Source organism: Sphaerisporangium sp. NPDC051017 (assembly GCF_040683095.1).
In the GTDB taxonomy this organism is placed as follows: Bacteria; Actinomycetota; Actinomycetes; order Streptosporangiales; family Streptosporangiaceae; genus Sphaerisporangium.
The window spans coordinates 23,818-46,477 of the sequence record NZ_JBFBCI010000023.1 but is presented as its reverse complement, the minus strand read 5'-3'; the positions used below and the strand labels follow the sequence as shown (position 1 = coordinate 46,477).

18 protein-coding genes and 1 pseudogene are annotated in these 22,660 nt (G+C 70.3%); 14 read left to right on the top strand and 5 right to left on the bottom strand.

The genetic code is table 11. The annotated features are described in order from the left end of the window. Positions 1-244 precede the first annotated feature (244 nt). The 3 genes and pseudogenes from AB0M95_RS19825 (at position 245) to AB0M95_RS19815 (ending at position 4,703) form a co-directional block, all read left to right on the top strand. Positions 245-583, top strand: coding sequence for a hydroxyisourate hydrolase (locus AB0M95_RS19825; RefSeq protein WP_363766394.1), 339 nt, complete (start codon positions 245-247; stop codon positions 581-583). Between the two features lie 30 nt (positions 584-613). After that, positions 614-1,618: pseudogene (locus AB0M95_RS19820) on the top strand (2-isopropylmalate synthase); the annotation flags it as partial. A 310-nt stretch (positions 1,619-1,928) separates the two neighbouring features. After that, positions 1,929-4,703 carry an AAA family ATPase gene (locus AB0M95_RS19815; RefSeq protein WP_363766391.1) on the top strand — a complete coding sequence of 925 codons (2,775 nt, stop codon included), beginning with the start codon at positions 1,929-1,931 and terminating at the stop codon, positions 4,701-4,703. 121 nt (positions 4,704-4,824) lie between these two features. Here AB0M95_RS19815 and AB0M95_RS19810 read toward each other — a convergent pair whose 3' ends face one another. Further along, positions 4,825-5,589: an AraC family transcriptional regulator gene (locus AB0M95_RS19810; protein ID WP_363766388.1), complete on the bottom strand. Its 765-nt coding sequence runs from the start codon at positions 5,587-5,589 to the stop codon at positions 4,825-4,827. 739 nt (positions 5,590-6,328) lie between these two features. Here AB0M95_RS19810 and AB0M95_RS19805 point away from each other — a divergent pair. From AB0M95_RS19805 to AB0M95_RS19795, 3 genes are all read left to right on the top strand, one after another. Beyond that, positions 6,329-6,889, top strand: coding sequence for a SigE family RNA polymerase sigma factor (locus AB0M95_RS19805; protein ID WP_363766385.1), 561 nt, complete (start codon positions 6,329-6,331; stop codon positions 6,887-6,889). A 457-nt stretch (positions 6,890-7,346) separates the two neighbouring features. Beyond that, the gene (locus AB0M95_RS19800; RefSeq protein WP_363766382.1) at positions 7,347-8,363 is read left to right on the top strand and encodes a hypothetical protein; all 1,017 of its coding nucleotides are present in this window, start codon (positions 7,347-7,349) and stop codon (positions 8,361-8,363) included. Between the two features lie 164 nt (positions 8,364-8,527). Continuing rightward, entirely contained in the window at positions 8,528-9,514 is a 987-nt protein-coding gene (locus AB0M95_RS19795; protein ID WP_363766379.1) for a helix-turn-helix transcriptional regulator, read from the top strand. A 177-nt stretch (positions 9,515-9,691) separates the two neighbouring features. Here AB0M95_RS19795 and AB0M95_RS19790 read toward each other — a convergent pair whose 3' ends face one another. Then, the gene (locus AB0M95_RS19790) at positions 9,692-9,991 is read right to left on the bottom strand and encodes a hypothetical protein (protein WP_363766376.1); all 300 of its coding nucleotides are present in this window, start codon (positions 9,989-9,991) and stop codon (positions 9,692-9,694) included. Positions 9,992-10,298: 307 nt separating this feature from the next. Here AB0M95_RS19790 and AB0M95_RS19785 point away from each other — a divergent pair, with 307 nt between their 5' ends. From AB0M95_RS19785 to AB0M95_RS19765, 5 genes are all read left to right on the top strand, one after another. After that, positions 10,299-11,840: an acyl-CoA carboxylase subunit beta gene (locus AB0M95_RS19785; RefSeq protein WP_363766533.1), complete on the top strand. Its 1,542-nt coding sequence runs from the start codon at positions 10,299-10,301 to the stop codon at positions 11,838-11,840. Between the two features lie 116 nt (positions 11,841-11,956). Further along, positions 11,957-12,127, top strand: coding sequence for a hypothetical protein (locus AB0M95_RS19780; protein ID WP_363766373.1), 171 nt, complete (start codon positions 11,957-11,959; stop codon positions 12,125-12,127). A gap of 327 nt (positions 12,128-12,454) precedes the next feature. Continuing rightward, positions 12,455-12,751, top strand: a complete 297-nt coding sequence (locus AB0M95_RS19775) for a hypothetical protein (RefSeq protein WP_363766370.1) — start codon at positions 12,455-12,457, stop codon at positions 12,749-12,751. After that, positions 12,748-13,524: a 4'-phosphopantetheinyl transferase superfamily protein gene (locus AB0M95_RS19770; protein ID WP_363766367.1), complete on the top strand. Its 777-nt coding sequence runs from the start codon at positions 12,748-12,750 to the stop codon at positions 13,522-13,524. The genes AB0M95_RS19775 and AB0M95_RS19770 overlap by 4 nt, the downstream gene beginning before the upstream one ends. Before the next feature lie 72 nt (positions 13,525-13,596). After that, positions 13,597-14,322 carry an alpha/beta hydrolase gene (locus AB0M95_RS19765; RefSeq protein ID WP_358522736.1) on the top strand — a complete coding sequence of 242 codons (726 nt, stop codon included), beginning with the start codon at positions 13,597-13,599 and terminating at the stop codon, positions 14,320-14,322. 8 nt (positions 14,323-14,330) lie between these two features. Here AB0M95_RS19765 and AB0M95_RS19760 read toward each other — a convergent pair whose 3' ends face one another. Together AB0M95_RS19760 and AB0M95_RS19755 are read right to left on the bottom strand one after the other, a co-directional pair. Beyond that, positions 14,331-14,777 (bottom strand): hypothetical protein, encoded by a 447-nt coding sequence (locus AB0M95_RS19760; protein ID WP_363766364.1) that lies wholly within the window; start codon positions 14,775-14,777, stop codon positions 14,331-14,333. A gap of 2 nt (positions 14,778-14,779) precedes the next feature. Then, positions 14,780-15,331: a hypothetical protein gene (locus AB0M95_RS19755; protein ID WP_363766361.1), complete on the bottom strand. Its 552-nt coding sequence runs from the start codon at positions 15,329-15,331 to the stop codon at positions 14,780-14,782. Between the two features lie 216 nt (positions 15,332-15,547). On the opposite strand from AB0M95_RS19755, the gene AB0M95_RS19750 reads away from it, so the two are divergent. The 3 genes from AB0M95_RS19750 (at position 15,548) to cmdF (ending at position 20,885) form a co-directional block, all read left to right on the top strand. Further along, the gene (locus AB0M95_RS19750; RefSeq protein WP_363766358.1) at positions 15,548-15,742 is read left to right on the top strand and encodes a hypothetical protein; all 195 of its coding nucleotides are present in this window, start codon (positions 15,548-15,550) and stop codon (positions 15,740-15,742) included. A gap of 279 nt (positions 15,743-16,021) precedes the next feature. Beyond that, positions 16,022-19,213 carry an AMP-binding protein gene (locus AB0M95_RS19745; protein WP_363766355.1) on the top strand — a complete coding sequence of 1,064 codons (3,192 nt, stop codon included), beginning with the start codon at positions 16,022-16,024 and terminating at the stop codon, positions 19,211-19,213. Between the two features lies 1 nt (position 19,214). Beyond that, positions 19,215-20,885: a tyrosine 2,3-aminomutase gene (gene cmdF / locus AB0M95_RS19740; protein WP_363766352.1), complete on the top strand. Its 1,671-nt coding sequence runs from the start codon at positions 19,215-19,217 to the stop codon at positions 20,883-20,885. Between the two features lie 194 nt (positions 20,886-21,079). On the opposite strand, the gene AB0M95_RS19735 is transcribed toward cmdF, so the two are convergent. Further along, on the bottom strand, positions 21,080-22,660 hold the full coding sequence (locus AB0M95_RS19735; protein ID WP_363766349.1) for a 4-hydroxyphenylacetate 3-hydroxylase N-terminal domain-containing protein: 1,581 nt from the start codon (positions 22,658-22,660) through the stop codon (positions 21,080-21,082).

Below are 22,660 nucleotides of genomic sequence, written 5' to 3'. Positions count from 1 at the left end.
CTGCGGCCGGCCCTTCCTGTTGCGATGTCCGGTTGATAGCGAGACGAAGCCGCCGGAACAGTGAGCCGAAGGCGCGGGGATAGCCGGCCGCGACAGCCTTGGCAGGGGGCCCGGGTGGCGCGAGCAGGCGGCGGGTCACTCGGGTGGCCAATCCCTGCGGCGGGGCGGGCCCGGCAACAGCGGTCTCAGAAGTCGGGATGAGATCGCCATGAATGCAGATGGAATTCTGGACAGGTGGCGATAGGTGGGCATTGATGTGCAGGCGTTGGACAGCGTCTACGGCCGGCCGGCCGCCAGCGTGGACGTGCGTCTGGACCGTGCCGACAATGGCCAGTGGGTGATCGATGCCCGAGCGGTGACGGATCACGAGGGACGCGTCAAAGAGTGGCGCGGGCACAAGCTCGACCGCGGCCTGTACCGCATTGTGTTCGGAAGTGATCGCTACTTCGTCGGCCTAGGTCTCAGCGCCGCTTATCCGGAGATCGTCGTCGTGTTCCGCATGATCGACGAAGCCTCTATGTACCAAATTCAGGTTCTGCTTTCGCCGCACTCCTATTCGGCCTATTTCGGGTCGTTCAACTGAGTATCGCGCGCGAGTAGTGAGGGATCCGCCATGAAGATCAATCGCTATGCCGCATTTCCGACGCTCTCGCTCGACGACCGCTCGTGGCCCTCGGCCACGATCACCGCCGCGCCGCGCTGGCTCTCGACCGACCTGCGCGACGGCAACCAGGCGCTGGCCAGGCCGATGGACCCGGAGCGCAAGCTGGCCATGTTCGAGCTCCTGGTCAGCATGGGCTACAAGGAGATCGAGGTCGGTTTCCCGTCGGCCAGCCAGGACGACTACGACTTCGTCCGCCTCCTCATCGAGGAAGACCGCATCCCCGACGGCGTGCGCATCACGGCGTTCGTGCCGGCGCGCGACGAGCTGGTCGAGCGCACCATGGAGAGCCTGCGCGGAGCGGCCACGGCGACCCTGCACCTCTACAACGCCACCTCGCCGGCGATCCGGCGGCTGGTGTTCAGGATGGACCGCGAGCAGTGCCGGGAGCTCGCCGTCCACGGGGCCCGCACGGTCATAGCGTACGCGGACAAACTCATCCCCGGCTGTGACCTGGCCTTCCAGTATTCCCCCGAGCACTTCAACGACACCGAGCCGGACTTCTCGCTGGAAGTCTGCGAGGCGGTCATGGACGTGTGGGAGCCGGGACCGGACCGGCCGATCATCCTCAACTTCCCCACGACGGTGGAGCGCTCGACGCCGAACGTCTTCGCCGACCAGATCGAGTGGATGCACCGCAACCTGTCCAGGCGCGAGCACATCTGCCTGTCGGTGCACCCGCACAACGACCGCGGCACCGGAGTGGCGTCGGCGGAGCTGGCCCTGCTGGCCGGGGCCGAGCGGATCGAGGGCTGCCTGTTCGGCAACGGGGAGCGGGCCGGCAACGTGTGCCTGGTCACGCTCGGGATGAACCTCTACACGCAGGGCGTCGACCCGGGCATCGACTTCTCCGACCTGGACCGGGTCCGCCGGATCGTCGAGAGCTGCACCGGCCTCCCGGTGCCGCCGCGCCACCCGTACGGCGGAGACGTGGTGTACACCGCGTTCTCCGGCGCCAGGGCGTGGCCGGCGCCCCAGCCTGCCCGCGTGCGCCCGCCTGCCGACGCCGAATGCCGACGTCAGCGGCAGGTTCCCGCCTGAACGCGGCGGATGATAGCCGGACGATAAGGAAGCGATGGTCTCCCGGACTAACGTTCCAAGCAAGCCGACGACGGACTGATACCCGCGGTGAGAATCATGAGGCGCAGGTGAGGAAGCCGAAGCCGCGCGTCCGCGGCGGCGGTTTCCGGTACCGGCCCGACCTTCGGACACCGTCGGGCCGGGTCCTGCCGATCTGACAGCGGCGGCAGCGCGAGAGGAGGCGGCCATGGATCTGATCGAACGACAGGAGGAGCTGGCTGCTCTGGAGTCGCTCCTCGCCAACGCGGTGCTGAGCAGGGGCAGGATCGCCCTGGTCAGCGGGGCTGTCGCGACGGGCAAGAGCACGCTGCTGCGTTTCCTGGCCGAGCAGGCCATCGAGCTGGGCGCGCTGGCCGTCTCGGCGACCGCCTCGGTCATGGAGCGGGACCTGCCGCTGGGCGTGCTGCGTCAGCTCATCCAGGACGCGCCGCTCGTGGAGGCCGACAGGGAACGGGCGATGGCGCTGCTCGAGGAGGGCACGCAGGCCGCGACCGTGGCCGGCGCGGACGCCGACCACCTCATCGACGCGCAGGTCGTCCACTCGCTGTGCACGGTCCTGCTGGACCTGTCCGAGCGGTGCCCGCTGGTGATCGTCGTCGACGATGTGCACCACGCCGACCGTACCTCGCTGCTCTGCCTGGCCTATCTGGCCCGCCGGGCCAGGAACGCCAGGATCGTGGCCGTGTTCGCCCACTCGGACCGGATGCGGGGCGCCGACGCCTACGTTGAGACGGACCTGCTGCGGCAACCTCACTGCCGTCGCCTGCTGCTGTCACCGCTGTCGCGCGAGGGCGTCGAGGAGCTGATGGCCGAGCGGCTGGGCGCGGAGGCGGCCGGGCGATTCGCCAAGGAGTGGTACGCGCTCAGCGGCGGCAACCCCTTGCTGGCCGACGCCCTGGCGGAGGACTACAGGGAGTACCTGCGCGCCGTGGGCGAGCCGCCACCAGAGCCGGTCGCCGGCGACCGGTTCGGCCAGGCCGTGCTGTCGTGCCTGCGGCGCGGCCACTCGCAGACCATGCGGGTGGCGCGCGGGCTGGCAGTGCTCGGCGAGAGCGACGGGCTCGACCGGCTGCTCGACATCTCGCCGATCGACATCAGCAGGGAGCTGCTCTCGCTCGGCGCCGCCGGACTGGTCGTCGGCCGCGAGTTCCGCCACCGGTCCGTCTGCCGCGCCGTCCTGGCGGGGACGGACCCGCAGGAGCGGATGGACCTGCACCGCAAGGCGGCCCAGGTCACCCACGACGCGGGCATGACGCCCTGCGTGGTCGCCGACCACCTTCTGCAGGCCTCCAAGCTGGAGGCCCCCTGGGTGCTGCCCACCCTGGAGGAGGCGGCCATGAACGCGTTGCGCGGCGGCCAGGTCGAGTCCGCGGTCGCCTACCTGCGGCTGGCCTGGCGCGAGTGCACCGACGAGCCCCACCGCTTGAAGATCATGACGATGCTCGTAAGGGCGGAATGGCGCATCAACCCCGCCGCGCCCGCAGAGCACCTGGCCGAGCTCGCCGAGGCGGTGAACCGGGGCAGCCTGCGCGGCGGGGACATCATCGTCCTGGCGCGCGCCCTGCTGTGGCACGGCCGGTTCGACGACGCCCGCGACGTGCTGGAGCAGCTCAGCGACGAGACCGAGGGCGTCGACCACGAGACGCTGGCCGAGATCGTCGTCGCCCAGCTCTGGCTGCGCGTCACCTACCCGCCCCTGCTGACCGGCGTGCCACGCCCGACCGGCCAGCGCGCTCTGGCGGGCATGGTGTCCGTGGCCGTCAACCGGCGGGTGGAGGCCACGCTCGCCCTGGCCGAGGTCCTCACCTGCGGCCCGTGGGAGGAGAGCCTGAACGCCGTGGAACGCATCCTGGAAGACTCCCATCTCGACGAGATGTCGATGGACACCGTGGAGAACGCCCTGCTCGCCCTCACCTACGCGGGCCGCTTCGACTGCGCGGTCCCATGGTGCGACAAGTTCAGCGCCGAGGCGATGTCCAGGCAGGCCCCCAGCAGGCAGGCCAGGCTCGCGGCGATCCGCGCCGAGATCGCGTTCCGGCAGGGCGACATGCCCGCCGCCGCCCACCACGCCCACATCGCGCTCGACACCATCCCGATGAGCAGCTGGGGCGTCGCCATCGGTGGGCCGCTGAGCAGCCTCATCATCGCGCTGACGGCGATGGGCAAGTACGACGCCGTGCGCGAATACCTGGACCGGCCGGTGCCCGAGACCATGTTCCAGACCCGGTACGGCCTGCACTACCTGTACGCCCGCGGGCGCTACAGCATGGCCAACGAGTACTTCGCGCTGGCGCTGCGCGACTTCCAGCGCTGCGGCGAGCTGATGGTCACCTGGAACCTCGACACGCCCGGCCTGATCCCGTGGCGCGCCGACGCGGGCGAGGCCTGCCTGCGCATGGGGCACGTCGAGGAGGCCAGGGAGCTCATCGAGGCCCAGCTCGGCCTCTGCGGCGCCGACGCCCGCAGGGGAAGGGGCATCGCCCTGCGGCTGCAGGCCGCCGTCTCCGAGCCCGCGCGCCGCCCGGCGCTGCTCCGGCAGTCGACCGAGTACCTGCAGATGGCCGGTGACAGGTACGAGCTGGCGAGGGCGCTGTTCGACCTGGTCGAGGCGTACGACGCGCTCGGCGAGTACCGCCGCGCCCGCACGATCGCGAGCCGCGCCCAGGCCGCGGCGCGCGAGTGCCGGGCGGAGCCGATGATCAGCGCGCTGAGCCGGGCCGACGACCCGAGCGTCGTGCCGGCTCCGCTGCCGAGCGAGCTGATCGGCGTGCTGAGCGACGCCGAGCGGCGGGTGGCCGCCCTGGCGGCGGCCGGCTACGCCAACCGGGAGATCGCGGCCCGGCTCTACATCACGATCAGCACGGTCGAGCAGCACCTCACCCGCACCTACCGGAAGCTGAACATCAGCCGGCGCGTCGACCTGCCCCTGGTCGTGGAGTTCGACAACCAGGTCGAGCACTGAGGCGGCCTGCCGGCAGGCAGGGCATCCACGGAGTTGCGTGCGCTCGCCCGCCGGATCCACGGTCGGAAGCGGGAGGTGCGCACCTGCTGGTGGCCGAGATCGCGGATCGTCGTGTACGCGATCAGCTCCCGTGGCCGTTCGCCGACGACAGCAGGTCGCGCAGGGCGAGCAGGACCGGCGGGTCGAACGGGCTCATGGGCTTGAGCCGGATGTCCGCGTGCTGCACCCCGCCGTCGGAGCCGACCACGATCGGCCCGGACCGCGCGATGCACAGCGCGTCGTCGCCGGGCGGCGGATGGTGGATGGCGTCCTCGCGGCCGGCGGCCACGGACTGCGCGATCAGGTGCCAGCGGCCCTCGGGAACGTTCTCCAGCAGGTAGGGTCCCGGGCGGCTGATCACGGTGTAGCTGACCGGCCGCCCTTCGAGGATCTGGTCGGGGAACAGGCCGGTGAAGACCGGCTGGTCCTCCAGCGGAGAGGTGACGGTGCCGCTGAGGGTCATCGTCGTGGTGGCCGGCGGCGCGTCCCGCCCGGCCTGGAGTGCCTGCGCCGTGATGCTCATGTGCTGGCGGTACTTGCTGGGCGGCAGGCCCACGCTGTGCGTGAAGCGCGAGCTGAATGTGCCGACGCTGGAGTAGCCCACCTGGTGGCTGATGTTCGTGATGCTCAGCGACGTCGTGGCGAGCAACCGCTTGGCCTCGCGTAGCCGCACCGCCGACAGGAACCGGCCCGGCGACAGCCCCGTGACCCGCTGGAAGACGCGGGAGAAGTGGAACTTGCTGAACATGGCCGTGCGGGCCATGTCGTCGATCGTGAGCTGCTCGCCGAGGTTCTCCTGCATGCTCTCGATCACCCGCATGACCGCTCGCTCGATGACGTCGTCCATTTGTCCTCCCGGGTTGAGGAGGGGGTCGGGCAATCCCGGATAAGATCGCCCCCTTTTGGCGGCCGAATTCTTCTCCTAGATTGTGACGATTCCTCGATCACCCCTGGTGCGCATTCTGGGCATTCGCAATCGAATGGATTTCGGCTGCCTACTGCTACACGCGGCGGAGGTGGTGGAATGCTGCATGGGGACGTCGATTAATTCGAAAGAAATTTTGGGTGACCATATGGTCGCTGTGGGTGAGTTCCCTGGCGGTCATTGAGCTGTTCACTGCGCGAGTTTACGTTCGCGCCGTCCGGCCAGACCGTCGTACGCAGGGGAAATAGGGGTACGGCCCCGCGCAATAGGGGTGCCGTTGTGAAGTGGCCGTCGGAATGCGAAGCCGTGCACGTCGCAGGAGCGCCGGCCGCGGCTCTCGAGGCCGGGGCGCGAGAGCCGAACTTGTCGCCGCCGACCGTGATGCCCTGCAACCACGTTCGCCGACAAGTGGACACGGTACCACCGGGACTTGCCCGATCGCCATCGCCTGATTATGGAATCTCTATTGCTCCGGGCGAGGAAAGAGGGGTCGCAGGAAGGCGAGTATGGGTTGGCTGGTGAATAAGGGCACAGGGGCCGGTAAGGGGTTGTGACGCGCGTATGCGGAGGCCGATTTTGGGGAGGCTGGCAAACATTTCGAATGCGGCAATGCCGAGGCGCCCGCGGGACGGGCCGGATCGGCGTCCTTGGAGTGTGGACAATGGCTGAAGCGCGAGAGGACGGGGATTTCGCGCGTTTCGTCCGAAGAACCAGACCGGCGCTGCGGCGCACCGCCTTCCAGCTGTCACACGACTGGTACGAGGCCGACGACCTGGTCCAGCGCACGCTGATCGCGCTCCACAGGCACTGGGGCACCCTCGAAGGGCACGACAGGATCGGCGCCTACGCGCGGCGGGTCATGCGGCGGCTGTTCATCAGCGACCGCAGAACGTTGCGCTGGTCGCGCGAGGTCCTCAGCGGAGCGGTGCCCGAGACCGCCTCCACCGCCGACCCGTACTTCCTGGTGAGCGAGCGCATGGCGCTGATAGACGCGCTCGCCGGGCTCGGCCCGCGGCAGCGGGCCACCCTCGTCCTCCGCTTCTGGGAGGACCGCAGCGTCGAGGACGTCGCCCGCGAGATGGGCAACGAGTCCTCCACGGTCCGCAGCCAGACCGCCCGCGCGCTGAACGCTCTGCGCCAGGCGCTCGACGCTCCGGAGGCGGACGCCGCGGGCGTGGACGGCGCGGCGGCGACCTCCGATCACGATTCGAGCCGCAGCTAGGCACACAGGACCGTCACTCGTTCGCGCTGGGTTTCTTCAGCGTCGTAGTGGATGGCATGTGCTGTGGCGGATGGGGTCCGCCTGTCTGAGGCGGGGCGTCCGTGTGCAGAGCCGGGCTGTCTCATGCGTGGCGTGCGCTGCGCCTGTGCGTGCCATGGGCCCGCCCGTGTGCTTGCCATGCGCCGCTGTCTCGGTGGCGCCGCGAACACTGGCAGTGGGCTGCTTCTTGGGGATTGCTGGATGGCGGGCCGAGCGTTGACGCCCCGGCCGACCTGCGACTGTACTGGGCATGGGTCAGCATCCGGAGGATCGCCCCGATGCTGGCCGGTGGGGAAGCTCGGCCCGCGGTCCGCTCAGCACCGGACCCCCTCCGTATCCGCCGGCGCGAGGCGGCCGCGGTGCCGATCACCCCCACGCCGGGCCTGCCCCGGCCGGGGACGAGCGCGGAGGAGACGCGATGGGATCCACGCCTGCGGGCTCGAGGCCGGCCACAGCGGTGCCGGGGGTGGTGGCGGAGCTGGCCGACTGCCTCGGGGGCACCGTTCACCTGGCGTACGCGCAGGCTTCCGGATTGGAAGCCGTCGTCGCCGGTTTCTCCCGTTACGAGGCGCAGACCAGGGCCAGGGCTCTCGCCCGGGCGACCGCACTCGACCCGTTGCACCGGCTGCCGTACGACTCGCCCGCCCGTCCGGACGCCCCGCGCGGCAGGGAGCTGCGGCTGGCCGACTTCGTGCCCGACCCCCCGGAGGCGGTGGGGCTCCTCGTTCCCGGCACCGGCCTGGTGAGCGGGAACCGCTACCGGCTCCCTGCGGAGGTCGTTTGGCTGGGTGAACGTGAGACCCAGGTGGAGCCCGTCATGACCGGCGTCGTGGACCTCGGGGTCGCCGAGGCCATCGCCGAGATCATCGCCCACGACGTGGTCTCGCGCTGGTGGGCGAGTCCGCGCCGGCAGCCGCTCCTGAGGGTCTCGGCCCAGCTCGACCGCCTGCTCCCCGCCGGTGTGATGGCCGCGGCCTCCGGGCTGGGGCTGCGGGTGTCGGCGTTCGCGCTCACCGGGCCCGACGTCAGGATCGCCATGGTGATGGTCGGCGGCGAGGGCGACACGCTGGGGGTCGCGGCCGGCCGGACGGTCAGGAGCGCGGTCGGTGAGGCGTTCCTGCGGGCGATGGCGGCGAAGGCGCAGCCATGGACGGCGCTCGCGCTGACCGACGCCCTGCGCCGCTTCGCGGTCTGGCACCGTGAGGGCGACTACGCCGCGCACCTGGAGCGCCTGGGCGTGGACGCCGAGCCGTCGCTCATCGGTGAGCCGGGTGACCCGCGGCCGTCGAGCTGGCCGGAGATCGCCGCCCGCCGGTTCGGTCACGAGCCCGTGGCGGTCGAGTCCGGCGGCACCGGCGTGATCGTCAAGGTCGTGTGCCCGGGAGCCGCGTGCTACCGCGCCGTCCCCGCCAGGCTGCCGTGCCCCATTCCCTAGTGGCGGCAACCGCGTTATTGCTCAGTTGGGCCGCGGACGCCACAGCGCACGACACAAGAGGTTCCGCGCCCACCGAATGCAGATAATTGCCAATATGCGGGCTGAAGTCGGACAAAAGATCTAGCTTCCGCGGGAACGACATGCCGACTGCCGGGAGGTGGGCCATGGACCTTACAGTCATCGGTATCACTCCCGAACTGGAGGAGATCTACCGCTACTTCCTCCGGCACCGGGGTGAAGGCGTCGGCTCGCTGCCCGAAAGCCTGTCCATGGACCCCGACACCGTCGAAGCAGCCGTGGAGACGCTGGGCAAGCTCTCCATGCTCGACCTCACCGACGGGCACCGCGTCGTGGCCACCGAGCCGCGAGTCGCCATCGAGCGGCTCGTGGAGAAGCGCCTCGACGAGCTCAACGCCGAGATCCGCCGGGTCTTCGCCGCACGGGACGCCATCGCCGGCTTCCTCGAGGACATGCAGGAGGGCGAGCGCACCGGTGCGGCGCTGGACATCGAGCGCGTGGAGAACGGCGCGCGGGTCCGCCAGCGCCTGGACGACCTCGCCTTCTTCTCGTACAAGGAGACGCTCTGCCTGCACCCCGGCGGCCCGTTCAACAAGGTGATGATCGAGTCGGCGCTGCCGCTCGACACCCGCTCGCTGCGCCGGGGGCTCGCGATGAAGGAGGTCTTCCACCCCTCGGCGCTCGATGACCCGCACATGCTCTCCTACCTCCGCGAGCTGATCAGCCTTGGAGCGGAGATTCGCATCACCGAGCAGCCGATGGACCGCATGCTGATGTACGACCGCAGCGTCGCCGTCGTCCCGATCGACCCCAAGCAGAACTCCAAGGGCGCCCTGCTCGTACGGGAGCCCGGCCTGGTCTCCCAGCTCTACAGCTACTTCGAGGGCCTGTGGAACTCGGCCGTGGACGTGCGCACCTACATCGACCCGCCGGACGAGCAGCCGGTGCTGACGGAGATGGAGCAGCGCGTCCTGGAAGCGATGGCCACGGCGGACAAGGACGAGATCGCCGCCCGCGAACTCGACATCTCGGTGCGCACCTACCGGCGCTACGTCGCCGACCTCATGGCCCGGCTGGGAGCCGTCAACCGCTTCCAGGCCGCGCTGCGCGCCAAGGAGGAGAACTGGATCTGATCGCTTTCTTCGCTGTCCGCGCACAGCGTGAACCCCGCGACCGGTGGTCGCGGGTTTTTGATTTCGGTCCTCGTCTCTGTTGCTCATTTCCTGGGTGGTGTTCGATTGATTGAGATGTCGGTTGCGGTCACCTCCTTTTCTGTATTCAATTTCCGCAAATCGGGGAGGCGAGCGGCGTCAGGCGCTCGCGGGCTTCGGCCAGGTGTTGCCGTCGGGGTCCACAACCGGCCAGGTGTTGCCGTCGGCCACCGGCGCGGGCCAGGTGTTGCCGTCAGCGACCGGCGCGGGCCAGGTGTTGCCATCGGCCGCAGCGGCAGGCCAGGTGTTGCCGTCGGCCACCGCCCCGTTCCCGGTCAAGTTGCCCACTGCCTGGACGGCGGCGGCGCCCGAGGTGAGCACCGCGGCGACGGCGACAATTGCGACGGCCCACTCGGCAACGTTGTTGAAAGTCGTCTGGATAATCGTCTTGTTCGCCATCACACTGCCTCTTTCTTCAGGAGCGAGTGTTTGTTTTGCGTTTTCCTTCGCACCTCCAATTTTGCTAGGCGGCAAGGGCTCGAACCAGGCTTTTCGCAGGCAGCAAGCTGCACGCCGGTTTCCGCTTCCTGCCACGGCCCCGTGTCCCCGCACAGCAGGAGGTGACAGGAAACGGCCACTGACCATTGACTGGAGGAACTGAAGAGGGATCCGAGGGAGGGAAATCATGAGCATCTCGGAACTCGACACCGCCGCGATGCCGTCCGTGGAAGCCCTTGACGAGGCGGTCCAGTCGCCGCCTCCGTCCATGAACCGGCTGCGTGAGGAGCGCGAGCGCCTGCGCGAGGCGGTCGCGCAGGGACGCCCGCAGGCCGTGGCCCGGCAGCGCTCGCTCGGCAAGCGCACCGCGCGCGAGCGGCTGGAGCTGCTGCTCGACGAGGGGTCTTTCTTCGAGCTCGACATGCTCCGCCGGCACCGGGCGCAGGGGCTCGGCATGGAACGGCAGCGTCCCCACACGGACGGCGTGATCGCCGGATCGGGCACGATCGACGGCCGCCGGGTGTTCGTCTACGCGCAGGACTTCACCGTCTTCGGTGGCTCGCTCGGCGAGGCGCACGCGTTGAAGATCCAGAAGGTGATGGATCTGGCGCTGTCCACCGGTTCCCCGTTCATCGGGCTGAACGACAGCGGCGGCGCCAGGATCCAGGAAGGGGTGATGTCGCTCAACGGGTATGGGGGCATCTTCCAGCGCCACGTGGCGGCATCCGGAGTGATCCCCCAGATCAGCGTCGTGCTCGGCCCGTGCGCCGGAGGGGCGGCCTATTCGGCGGCCCTGGCCGACTTCACGTTCATGGTGCGGGACACCGCGCAGCTCTACCTGACGGGGCCGGACGTGGTGGAGGCGGTCACCGGCGAACAGGTCTCCCATGCCCAGCTCGGCGGCGCTCAGGTGCACGGCACCCGTTCCGGGCTGGCCGCGTTCGTGCACGACGACGAGGAGAGCTGCCTGGCCGACGTCCGCTACCTCGTCTCGATGCTGCCGAGCAACAACATGAGCCGCCCGCCGGCCCTGCCGTCGCGCGGCGCCGTCGACGACCTGCGGCCCAGGCTGGCGGAGATCGTCCCCGTCGAGCCGAACAAGCCCTACGACATGCGCCAGGTGCTGGCCGAGCTCGTGGACGACGGCGACTACCTGGAGGTGCACAGCGCCTGGGCGCCGAACGTGATCTGCGCGTTCGCCAGAATCGACGGCGAGGTCGTCGGCGTCGTCGGTAACCAGCCCATGGTGCTCGCGGGCGTGCTGGACGTGGCCGCCTCGCAAAAGGCCGCGCGCTTCGTCAGGACGTGCGATGCCTTCGGCATCCTGTTGGTGACGCTCGTGGACGTGCCCGGCTTCCTGCCCGGCACCGACCAGGAGCACGCCGGGGCCATCAGGCACGGGGCCAAGTTGCTGTACGCCTACTGCGAGGCGACGGTCCCGCGCATCCAGATCATCGTCAGGAAGGCGTACGGGGGGGCGTACATCGTGATGGACTCCCGCTCCATCGGCGCGGACCTGTCATTGGCGTGGCCCACCAACGAGATCGCCGTGATGGGCGCGGAGGGCGCGGTGAACGTCATCTACCGCAGGGAACTGGCCGCCGCGAGCGATCCCGACATGCTCCGCGCGGACCTCGTGGCCCGTTACACCAGCGAACTGGTCAACCCCACGTACGCGGCCGAGCGCGGGCTGGTCGACGACGTGATCGACCCCGTGGAGACGCGCTCGGTCGTCGCCCGCGGGGTGGCCATGCTACGCGACAAGCGCAAGCACGCGACCCCGCGCAAGCACGGGAATGTGCCCTTGTAGAACACCGGCGACGCCACTCGGAGAGCCCCGCGGGCCGCACCCGCGGGGCTTTCGCATGGTGTGCATCAGGCGATGCGGGTCGCGCGGCGGGCGATTGATGACGGTCTGAGGTGGTCGTGGATGTTGATCTTGACCGGTTCTTCGACAGGGTCGACTTCGACATCTTGATGGCGCGGGTGGCGCGCAAGGTCGCCGATCGCAAGGTCCTCAAGCTTGTCCGGGCGTGGGATGACCTGGGTTTGCTGGGGTTACAGAATACCTGGCGCAGGCTCAGAACCACGGCTTGACGAACCGCCGGATGCGAGCCCGCATGTCCGGTGGTGTGAGAGGAGGGTGAGGTGACCTCACCCTCCATGCTCGATTCCGGGCGGCGTTGACAGCATGCGGCCGTCGGGGCGGCGTTGACAGCATGCGGCTGTCCACGTGCAGCTTCCTGACTCGCCGAGCTCTGGTTCGCCTGCCGCGCGGGTCGCACAGTGGGAAGTGCGACAAACGGAGACCATGGCTAGGAGGTGGGACACGAACAGCATGGTCGACAACGCGGAACCCGCGCTTCCCGGCACGTTCGCCAAGGGGAGCGCGGGGGAGCCCGCGAGGACGGAGACCCCCGAATCATGCTGATCCAGCTGACGATGCGCAAGGCCCACGGCCTCCCCATGCCCGGCTCGCCGGTCGACGGGATCCGCATCATGGCACTACTGCCGAGCCGCTGGCACAAGGACCTCACCCAGGCCACCGGAGACATCGTCATCCGGGTGCGCACGGACGAGCCCACGACGACCGCACAGGTGCGCGCCGTGGTCACGGAGATCCTCACCAACCCCGAGGTCGACAACTGGGAGCTGGTGACCTGCCGCACGCTGCTCGCGAGAAATCACGAAGAGGAAGCCGCTGAAGGAGGAAATCAATGATTGCTTCCCTGCTGGCCCCCGGAGAATGCCGTGTCTGGTGGGCCACACCCGGGGACCGGACCGTGGAGACGCTGTCCGCGGTGCTCAGCGACCCGGAGCTCGAGCGGGCCGCCAGGTTCCGGCGCGACCCCGACCGCCGCCGCTTCCTCACCGGAGCCTGGCTGCTGCGCACTGCGGCCGCCACCCAGCTAGGGGTGCGGCCGGAGGACGTGGTGGTCGATCGGAGCTGCTCGGACTGCAACCGGCATCACGGCAAGCCGTACATCAGGACGTCCGGCCGCCGGCTGCACGTCTCGGTCTCCCACTCGGGGGACCGGGTCGCGGTCGCCATGACGAGCGTGGGAGCGCTGGGCGTGGACGTCGAGGCCGTTCCCTCGACGCCCGTGGATGATCTGGCCAGGTGTGCCCTGACACCGGGTGAGTTGCGGGCCATGGACGCGCTGCCGCCGATGGAGAGAAATGAGGCGTTCGCCAGGGTTTGGACGCGCAAGGAGGCGGCGCTCAAGGCCACCGGGCACGGCTTGCGCATCTCGCCGGACAAGCTGGAGGTCAGCCGCCCGGAGGAGGCTCCCAGGCTGCTCAGCTGGCCGCTGGAGATCCCGCCGGGTAACCTCCGTTTCGTCGACCTGGACCCCGGCGAGGGGTACGTGGCCGTGGTGGCGCTGATCGCCGGCGCCCAGCGCGTCAATGTTGTGGAATCCCAGGTGACCGGCTGGCAGCCGGCCCCCTTCTTGACGCAGCCCGCGCGCTCGCGCGTGCTGCGGGCCGTCTGAACATGTGGACCTGAACCTGTGGACACCGTGGAAGAGCCTCGATCAGATGAGAGGGAAGGGAGGTGACCGTCGGTGAAGAGAGGGCTCGTCCTGATCCCGGGCCCCTGGATGGGGGCCTGGGTCTGGGAGCCGGTCGTGCGGCGGCTGCGAGCGCACGGGCACGACGCCCGCGCGGTCACCCTGCGGGGCCTGGCCGCCGGCGAGGACGACGTGTCGGACGTCGGCCTGGAGACGCATGTCAACGACGTGCTGGCGCTGCTGGAAGCGGACGACCTGCGCGACGTCGTGCTCGTCGGGCACAGCTACTCCGGTCTCGTGGCCGGGCAGGTGGCCGACCGGGCGCGCGACCGGGTCGCGCACACAGTGTTCGTCGAGGGGTTCCTGCCGCACCACGGCAGGTCGATGTTGCACGCGTTCCCCGAGCGCCAGCGGACCCAGGAGTTGCGGCTCATCGCCGACAACGAGGGCCGCTGGCCCGCCCCCGACCCGACGGTCGTGGGCGAGGGACAGGGGCTGACCCGCACGCAGGCGCGGTGGCTCGCCCAGCGCCTCATAGGGCACCCTGGACGCACCATCGCCGAGCCGGCCACGCTGACCCGGCCGCTCGAGCGGCAGCGGGCCAGCTACGTCGTCTGCACCATGGACCACTTCGCCGGGCGGCTGGCGGCCGACGTGTCCGCCATGCGGGCCGTGCCGACCTGGGACTTCCACACGCTGGAGACGGGGCACTGGCCGATGGTCTCCGCCCCGGGCCCGCTCGCCGCCCTCCTGGCCCGTATCGCGGGCCAGGACTCCTGAACCGGGGATCAGGACCTCGGGATGAGCTCCCGCCGGCCGGTAGCGCGGCGCAGCGCACCGCCGTACTGCCAGAGGAGGATCCCCAGCCCGCTCGCGAGTATGAGAGCCGTGAGCACCCACTCGTTCGACCCGCCGGGCCCGTAGACCCGGCCGGCGAGGCCGATGTCCACCGCCCGCGTACGCTCCCCGGCCCGGTACGATTGCCGGTCGCTGCCGTACATCTCGACGCCGGACCTGCCGATCGAGCCGTCGTCGGACCGGAACTCGCCGACCCAGACGCACGACTCGTGACCGGGATGCAGCACGCACGTCAGCTCCCGCGCGATGAACACTCCAGGCGCGCCGTCGGCCCGTGCCGCGCGAACGGCCGTGCCGATGTTCGGCACGGCCAGATAGAGCAGGAACGCCGCGATGAGGGTCAGTACGGCGGTGAAGGCGGGAGAACGCCGGGCCATCACTACGCGGGGGCCACGGCACAGGCGCACCGCATGGCGGCGCGCTCGCCGGGCCGTGGGTGGCGGTGCAGGAGCATCGCGACCACCATGGGGGCGAAGACGATCGCGTTGTAGAACAGGTGCAACTCCACGCGCGGCACGAGGAGCTGGATGAGGCTGGTCGGCACCGGGCGGCCGAGCAGGTTGTTCCCGGTGATCGCCTGCAGGAGCAGAAGCAGATGCTCCAGGTGGTGCCAGACCTGGATCCCCAGCGAGATGTTCCACCACACGCGGGACCGGCCGGTGAAGCCGCTCCGCAGCATGAGCAGCCCGGCCAGCATGAGCAGCGCGTAGCCGTAGTGCATCCATTCGGAGGTGACCAGCCAGGGGAAGGGCACGCCGAGCACGCCGCGCGCCTCCTTCAGCGGCCAGCCCAGCACGTAGACCTGGACGGCCTGGGCCACGTGCTCTGCCCAGTGGGCCAGGACCACGACGAGATAGGCGGTCAGAGCCGCCTTGTGATGCCGGGTGTTCAGCCGGTGCAGTGGCCCGGCGGGTACGGCTTGCGTGACCATGAGCGGGACCTCGATTCTCCAACCGTTCGGCTCGTTTCGCGGTATCGAGCTTCGATCGGGAGACCGGCGCGGTGCACCTCCGGGATTGCGGACTTCCCCACGAGTGCAATCCAGGAGATGCGGGCAGCCGCCGCACACGGTGAGTATGGGGCCGTGAAAGCACGCTGACCCACTGGTCGCCGGGGCCTCCGCGCTCGTAGCGCGATGTGATTCGCCTTGCTGGAAAGCAGGAACGCGACGGCCTTCGCGATATCGGCGGGCCTGGCGACCTTCCCGAGCAGGATGCCGGTGCGATACACGCCGGGGCTGCCCTCGATCGACGCCTGGAGCGCCCGCTCGTGGTCGCTCCACAGCGCCGAGAGCATCGGGGTGTCGGTCGACCCCGGGGTCACCCGCCCGCCGCGCCGGTGACCAGTGCCACCATCAAGCGCTCCCGGCGGAGAACCGCGCCGTGGTGATGAGCGTCATGAATTCAACTGCCTTTCTCCGCGCGCCCAGCCGTATTCCCGGTGCGCCGGATTGCCGATTCCAGTGATTTCTTCTTATTGCCAAGAGTGCGGTCGCCGATTGCTCGGAACAAGGCGGGAAGGTGGCGGCAAGTTGTCCCCGGCCCGCTGTTTCCTGCCGGCTCGAGGCAACGCAGCACGTCAAGAGATGCCGCGCGCGGCGGCCCGACCTGACGATGTCGTGGTGAGGAAGTCCGGTGTTAAGAGAGCGGCGACCTCGTGGCTGCAGGACCAGGCGTGGTTTCTGCAGAAACTGGTCCCGGATTCACCCGCGTACACAATGTTTCGCGCCTACCGAACGACCGGCGAGCTCGACGTGGCCGCGCTGCGGGCCGCGTGGCGGAGTGTCGTGCTCCGCCACGAGATCCTGCGGACCACCCTCGTGGAGGTCGGCGGGCTGCCCGTGCAGGAGATCGCCGCAGACTGCCATCCGAACGCCTTCACGGAGGCCCGCGCCACCGGCTCATCGGCCGAGCAGCTCTGCGCCGACCTCGCGCGTACCCCGCTCGATCTGGAAGAGGGGCCGCTCGCCCGCCTCACCGTGGCGCGGCTGGGCGCCGGCGACCACCTGCTCGTGCTGCGGCTGCACGAGGCCGTCGCGGACGAGTGGACCGTCGCGACCTTGCTGGACGAGCTCTCCGACCGCTACGCCGCCCAGGAGGCCGAGGAGGCGCCGCCGCCGAACGGGATCCAGTACACCTCCTACGCCCGCTGGCAGCGCGACCAGGCGCACACCCCCGAGTTCCACCGCCTGCTCGGCTATTGGACCAGGACGCTGAGCCCGCCGCCCGCGTCACCGGCGCCACCCGCCGACCGGCCCCGGCCCCAAGGGCCGTCGTTCCACGGTGGGGTCGTCCGGTTCGAGTGGGAGTCCGCGCTGGCACACGCGCTCGCCGGGCTGGCACGCGAGGAGCGGGTCACCCGCTCGGCGGTCATGCTGGCCGCGTTCCTCTGCTTGCTGCGCAGGCACAGCGGGGAGGACCGGGTCGCGGTCGGCACTCCGGTGAACGCGCGGCCCAGTGTCCGGGGCGGCGCTCTCGTCGGCCCGTACCGCAACCACCTGGTGCTCTGCGCCGACCTCTCCGGCGGGATCACCTTCAGACAGGCCGTCCGCCGGGTGGCGCGGGTGGCGAACGAGGCGTACCGGCACCGCGGCCTGCCCTTCGAGCGCCTGGTGCAGGCGCTGCGGCTGGACCGGGATCCGCGCCAGATCCCGCTGTGCGACGTGATGTTCGACTACCGCGACGAGGCCGAGCCCGTGCCCCTGCTGGGCGCGGCCGAGGTCCGGCCCGAGCGGCCGCGCTCCGTCGCGGTCAGGACCGACCTCTCCCTCGCGGTGGAGCACGTCGGGTCCACGCTGGCCGGTTCGCTCACCTACCGCCACAGCCTGTACGAGGAGGAGTCGGCCGAGTTCCTCCTCGACCAGCTCCGCACGTTCCTGACCATCGCCCTGCGCGCACCGGACCTGCCCGCCGACCAGATCCCGCTGGAGGACCACGCGCGCACGCGCAGGAGGGTGCGCGAGGCGGACCAGACGGCGGTGCTGGACCCCCTCCTGCCCTCCGCGCCCGAGCTGGTGCGCGCCTGGGTCGGGCGGGCGCCGGACGCGGTGGCGCTGGACTGGCAGGGCGGCAGCCTGACCTACCGCGAGCTGGACGGGCGCGCCGCCGCGGTCACCGCCGCCCTGCGCGCGATCGGCCGGGTCGAGGGCGCCTCCGTGGTCGTCCGGATGCCGGCGGGACCGGCCCAGGTCACCGCCGCGCTGGGCGTGCTCGGCGCCGGGGCGCGGCTGACCTGCCTCGGCACCGGCGACGTGGGCGAGCGCGGCAAGGCCGTGCTGGCCGAGCTGCGGCCCGCCTGCCTGCTGGTGGAAGGCCCCGCGGACGGGGACGGCCTGGTCAGGTGGTACGAGGAGGAGCTGGCCGGCACGGTCATCGACGTCGCCGCCCTGGACCCGCCGGGCCAGGCGGTCGCCCCCGTCTGCCCGACGACCACCGCGCCCGCCTACATCGCCTACACCTCGGGCTCGACCGGCAAGCCCAAGGGAATCATCCAGTCGCACGGCAGCCTGGCGCAGTTCGCCACCTGGCTGGCCGCCGAGTTCCGGATGCGGCCCGGCGCCAGAGTGGCCCAGTGGGCCGCGCCCGGCTACGACGCCGCGCTGTGCGAGACGTTCGCCGCGCTGGTCGGCGGCGCGACGCTGTGCCCGGTGCCCGAGCGGATCAGGGCCAACCCGGAGAAGATGGTCCGCTGGCTCGCGGACGAACGGATCACCCTGCTCCAGACCGTCCCGAGCTTCGCGCGCAAGCTCCTCGACGCGGTCAGGGCCGACGGCGCCACGGAGCGGCTCGCGCTCAACTGCCTGCTGCTCGCGGGGGAGCCGCTGTCCGGCGAGCTGGCCAACGACCTGCGCGCGTACCTGCCCGCCGTGCGGCTGGCGAACCTGTACGGCGCCACGGAGACGATCCTGGCGACCTGGTACGAGGTCTCCGGCCCGGTGCACGGCATGACCCCCATCGGCCGGTCCATCCCCGGCCGGCAGGTCGTGGTGCTGGACGACTGGGGCCGGCCCTGCCCGCCGGGCGTCACCGGGCACATCGTGGTCAGGAGCCCGTACGTCGCGCTGGGGTACACCGGCGACGGCGAGGACACGCGGGCCTTTGAACCGGTGGACCACCTCCAGGCGTCCGGGACCGGCTACGGCCGCTTCTACCGCACGGGCGACATGGGCCGCATGCGGTGGGACGGCCTGCTGGAGTTCCGCGGCCGCGGCGACTCCCAGATCAAGTTCCACGGCACCCGCGTCGAGCTGGCCGAGGTCGAGGCCGCGCTGAGCCGGCACGAGGCGGTCGCCGAGTGCGCGCTCGTCCCGGTGAACGGCCCCGACGGCTGGGTCACCCGCCTGGTGGCCTACGTCGTGCCGCGGCGCACGCAGGCGGGCGAGGCGGAGGTGCGGGCCGCCGACCTGCGGGCCGCACTGCGCGCCCGGTTCGGGAAGAGCGAGCTGCCGCTGTCGGTCAGGACGGTGAGCGCCTTGCCGCGGAACGTGGGCGGCAAGATCGACCGGCGCGGGCTGCCGGCGCTCGTGACCGACGGGCCGCGCGGCGCCGCCAGCACCCCGGTGGAGCTGGAAGTGGCCGCCATCTGGTCAGACGTTCTGGGGACCGAGCTGGACAGCGACAGCGACCCCTTCTTCGAAGCCGGCGGGCACTCGCTGATGGTGCCCCGTCTGCTCGACCGCGTCCGCGAGAGGTTCGGCGTCGAAGTGCCGCTCTGGGAGTTCTTCGCCGACCCGACTCCTGGCGGCCTGGCCGCCCAGGTCAACGCGCACGCGCTTTCCACCGATGCAGTCAACCAATCTATGGCGGGTGAGTGATATGACACTGGTTGAGACCTCAACGTCAGTCGACTTCGATGGGGAGAGCCTGGATGTCCCGACAGTGCGGCTGATCGCCGAGAACGAGATCACCTGTGGCGTCGCCCCCTCCGCCCTGGCCAAGGTGGCGGCGAACAGGCGGCTGTTCGAGGACATCATCGCGCGCGGCATCCCCGTCTACGGCGTGACCACGGGCTACGGCGAGATGATCTACATGCTCGTCGACACCTCCAACGAGGTGCGGCTCCAGACCAACCTGGTCCGCAGCCACAGCGCCGGCGTCGGCCCGATCTTCGCCGAGGACGAGGCGCGGGCGGTTCTCGCCGCCCGGCTCAACGCCCTGTCCAAGGGCTACTCGGCGGTGCGGCCGGAACTGCTCGAACGCCTGGCGCTCTACCTCAACCTGGGCATCACGCCCGCCATCCCCGAGATCGGGTCGCTGGGCGCCAGCGGCGACCTGGCGCCGCTGGCGCACGTCGCGTCGACGCTGATCGGCGAAGGGTACGTGTTGCGGGACGGCAAGCGGGTGGAGACCGGGCGGGTGCTGCGCGAGTACGGCATCGAGCCGCTGCAACTGCGGTTCAAAGAGGGGCTCGCGCTGATCAACGGCACCTCGGCGATGACCGGCCTCGGCTGCCTGCTCGTCACGCGGGCCCTGGACCAGGTGCGGCAGGCCGAGATCGTGACCGCGCTGATCTGCGAGGTGCTGCAGGGCTCGACCAGCCCGTTCGTGGCCGACGGGCACGACATCGCCCGCCCGCACCAGGGGCAGATCGACGTCGCCGCCAACATGCGGGCCCTGCTGAACGGCAGTGGCCTGGCCGTTGAACACAGCGAGCTGCGCCAGGCGCTCAGCGCCGACCCGTTGCGCCAGTCGGCACTGAAGGACAGGGAGCCGCCGCGCCGCCGGCGCAACGACGAGGACGAATCCGCGGAGCACGGCGTCCACCGGACCGAGGTCTACCTGCAGAAGGCGTACACGCTGCGCGCCATCCCGCAGGTCGTCGGCGCCGTCAGGGACACCGTCTACCACGCCGCGACCACGCTGCACATCGAGCTCAACTCCTCCAACGACAATCCCCTCGTCTTCGAGGGCAAGGAGGTCTTCCACGGCGCGAACTTCCACGGCCAGCCGGTCGCCTTCGTCATGGACTACCTCACCATCGCGCTCACCCAGCTCGGCGTCTTCTCCGAGCGGCGGACCAACCGGCTGCTGAACCGCCATCTCAGCAACGGCCTGCCCGAGTTTCTCGTCGCCGGCGATCCCGGGCTGAACAGCGGGTTCGCCGGAGCGCAATACCCCGCCACCGCCCTGGTCGCGGAGAACAGGACGATCGGGCCCGCCAGCACGCAGAGCGTCCCGTCCAACGGCGACAACCAGGACGTCGTCAGCATGGGCCTGATCGCCGCCCGCAACGCGCGCAGGGTGCTGCAGAACAACACCAGGATCCTCGCGGTGGAGTTCCTCGCCGCGGCCCAGGCCGTGGACCTGTCGGGCCGCCAGGACCGGCTCAGCCCGGCCGGGCTGGCCACGTACGAGAGGGTGCGCTCCCTCGTGCCGGCCGTGGACGAGGACCGTTTCATGTCCGACGACATCGAGCTGGTGGCCGCCGCGATCTCCCGCGGGGAGTTCCTGGCCGCCGTCGAGCAGGCCGACGTCGCCCTCCGCTGATTCTCCGGCCATACCAGAGCGCCCCCGGGAACACGACCCCGGGGGCGCTCTCGTATGAAGGGAAGGCCAGGGCACGCGCCTTCCTGCGACGGGAAAGCCGGGTGCCTTCCTGCGGCGGCAAGGCCGGGGTGGCCCGCTACGACAGAAAAGGCGCTGGGAGGGCGAGCCTCCCAGCGCCTTCCCGCGGCGGCGGGTCAGAAGTCGTGCAGCCCTGCCCTGGCCTGCCGCAGCTGCTCGAACGAGGACAGGTCGGGGACCGTCCAGCCGTCGAGGTCGTACTCGCTCAGGCACTTGTCGACGAACGCCTTGTACCCGTCCACCTGGCCGCTCGCCGTCTGCGCCGACAGCAGCTCCACGCGCGTGTTCTCGTGGTTGCCCGCGTAGTTGCGCTCGTACAGCTCGTGCCGCCCGCCGAACTCGGTGCCCACGGCGTCCCACAGCAGCTTCATCACCTTGATCCGCTCGACCGAGTCGATGCCGCCGGAGCCCCGCAGGTACTTGTCCAGGTACGGCCGCACATCGGGGTTCTTGAAGTCCTCGGCGCTGGAGTTGATGTAGATCAGGCCGCTGGCGATGTCCTGCTCGATGATCTCCTTGACCCGCGGGTAGCCGATCTGCATGAACCAGCGGTAGGCCAGGCCGTATTCGGGGTTGGGCAGCACCGCGCCGTTCGTCCACGGCACAGGGTTGCGCGCGGCCGCGTCCGACAGCCCCCAGAACAGGTTCCGCCAGGCCAGCACCTCGCCGATGCGGCTCTGCACGCCGCGGAAGTCCTTGGTGCCGGTGATCTCCACCGCCTTGGCCAGCAGGCCGGCGATGAACTCCAGCTTCACGGCCAGGCGTGTGCACCCGTGGAAGGTGAAGCGCTCGGGGAAGCCGGAGCGGCCGGTGAAGAGCTGGACCTTGCCGAGGTGGCCGTAGATGAAGACGTTCTCCCAGGGGATGAGCACCTTGTCCAGGACGAGGATGGTGTCGTTCTCGTCCAGCCGGGAGGACAGCGGGTAGTCGAACGGGCTGCCCATGACGGTCGCCGCGGCCGAGTAGGACGGGCGGCAGATCAGCTTCAGCCCGGGGGCGTGCATCGGCACGGTCGCCACCAGGGCGAACTTCCTGTCCTTGATCGGCAGGCCGTAGTGGGCGATGAAGTTGTAGTGGGTCAGCGCCGAGCCCGTCGCCACCACCTTCGCGCCGCTCACCACCAGGCCCGCGTCGGTCTCCTTCTCCACGTGCACGAAGACGTCGGCGACCTCGTCCGGCGACCGGCCGCGGTCCACGGGCGGGTGCACGATCGCGTGGTTCCAGAACAGGACCTTCTCCTGCGACTCCCGGTACCAGCGCCGCGCGTTGTCGGCGAACGGCTCGTAGAACTCGGCGTTGGCGCCGAGCGTGCCGAGGAAGGCCCCCTTGTAGTCGGGGCTGCGGCCCATCCAGCCGTAGCTCATCCGCGCCCATGCGGCGATGGCCCGCTGGTTGGCCACCAGGTCCTCGGCGCTGCGGGGCGTGGTGAAGAAGCTGTGCGTGTAGCCGTCGCTGCCGGTGTCGGTGGGCGCGACGATCGCGTCCCGCCGGTCCGGGTCGTGCAGCGAGTCGTAGAGCCTGGCGGTCATCCTGATCGGGTTGTGGAACGCCGGGTGCGCGGTCACGTCCTTGACGCGGTCGCCGTACAGGTAGATGGCCCGGTCGTCGCGCAGGCTCTCGATGTACTCCGCGCCGGTCATCGGGCGGGTCTTCGGCCGGGCGTGCTCGACGGGTGGCGCGTCCTGAAGGTCGGTCAT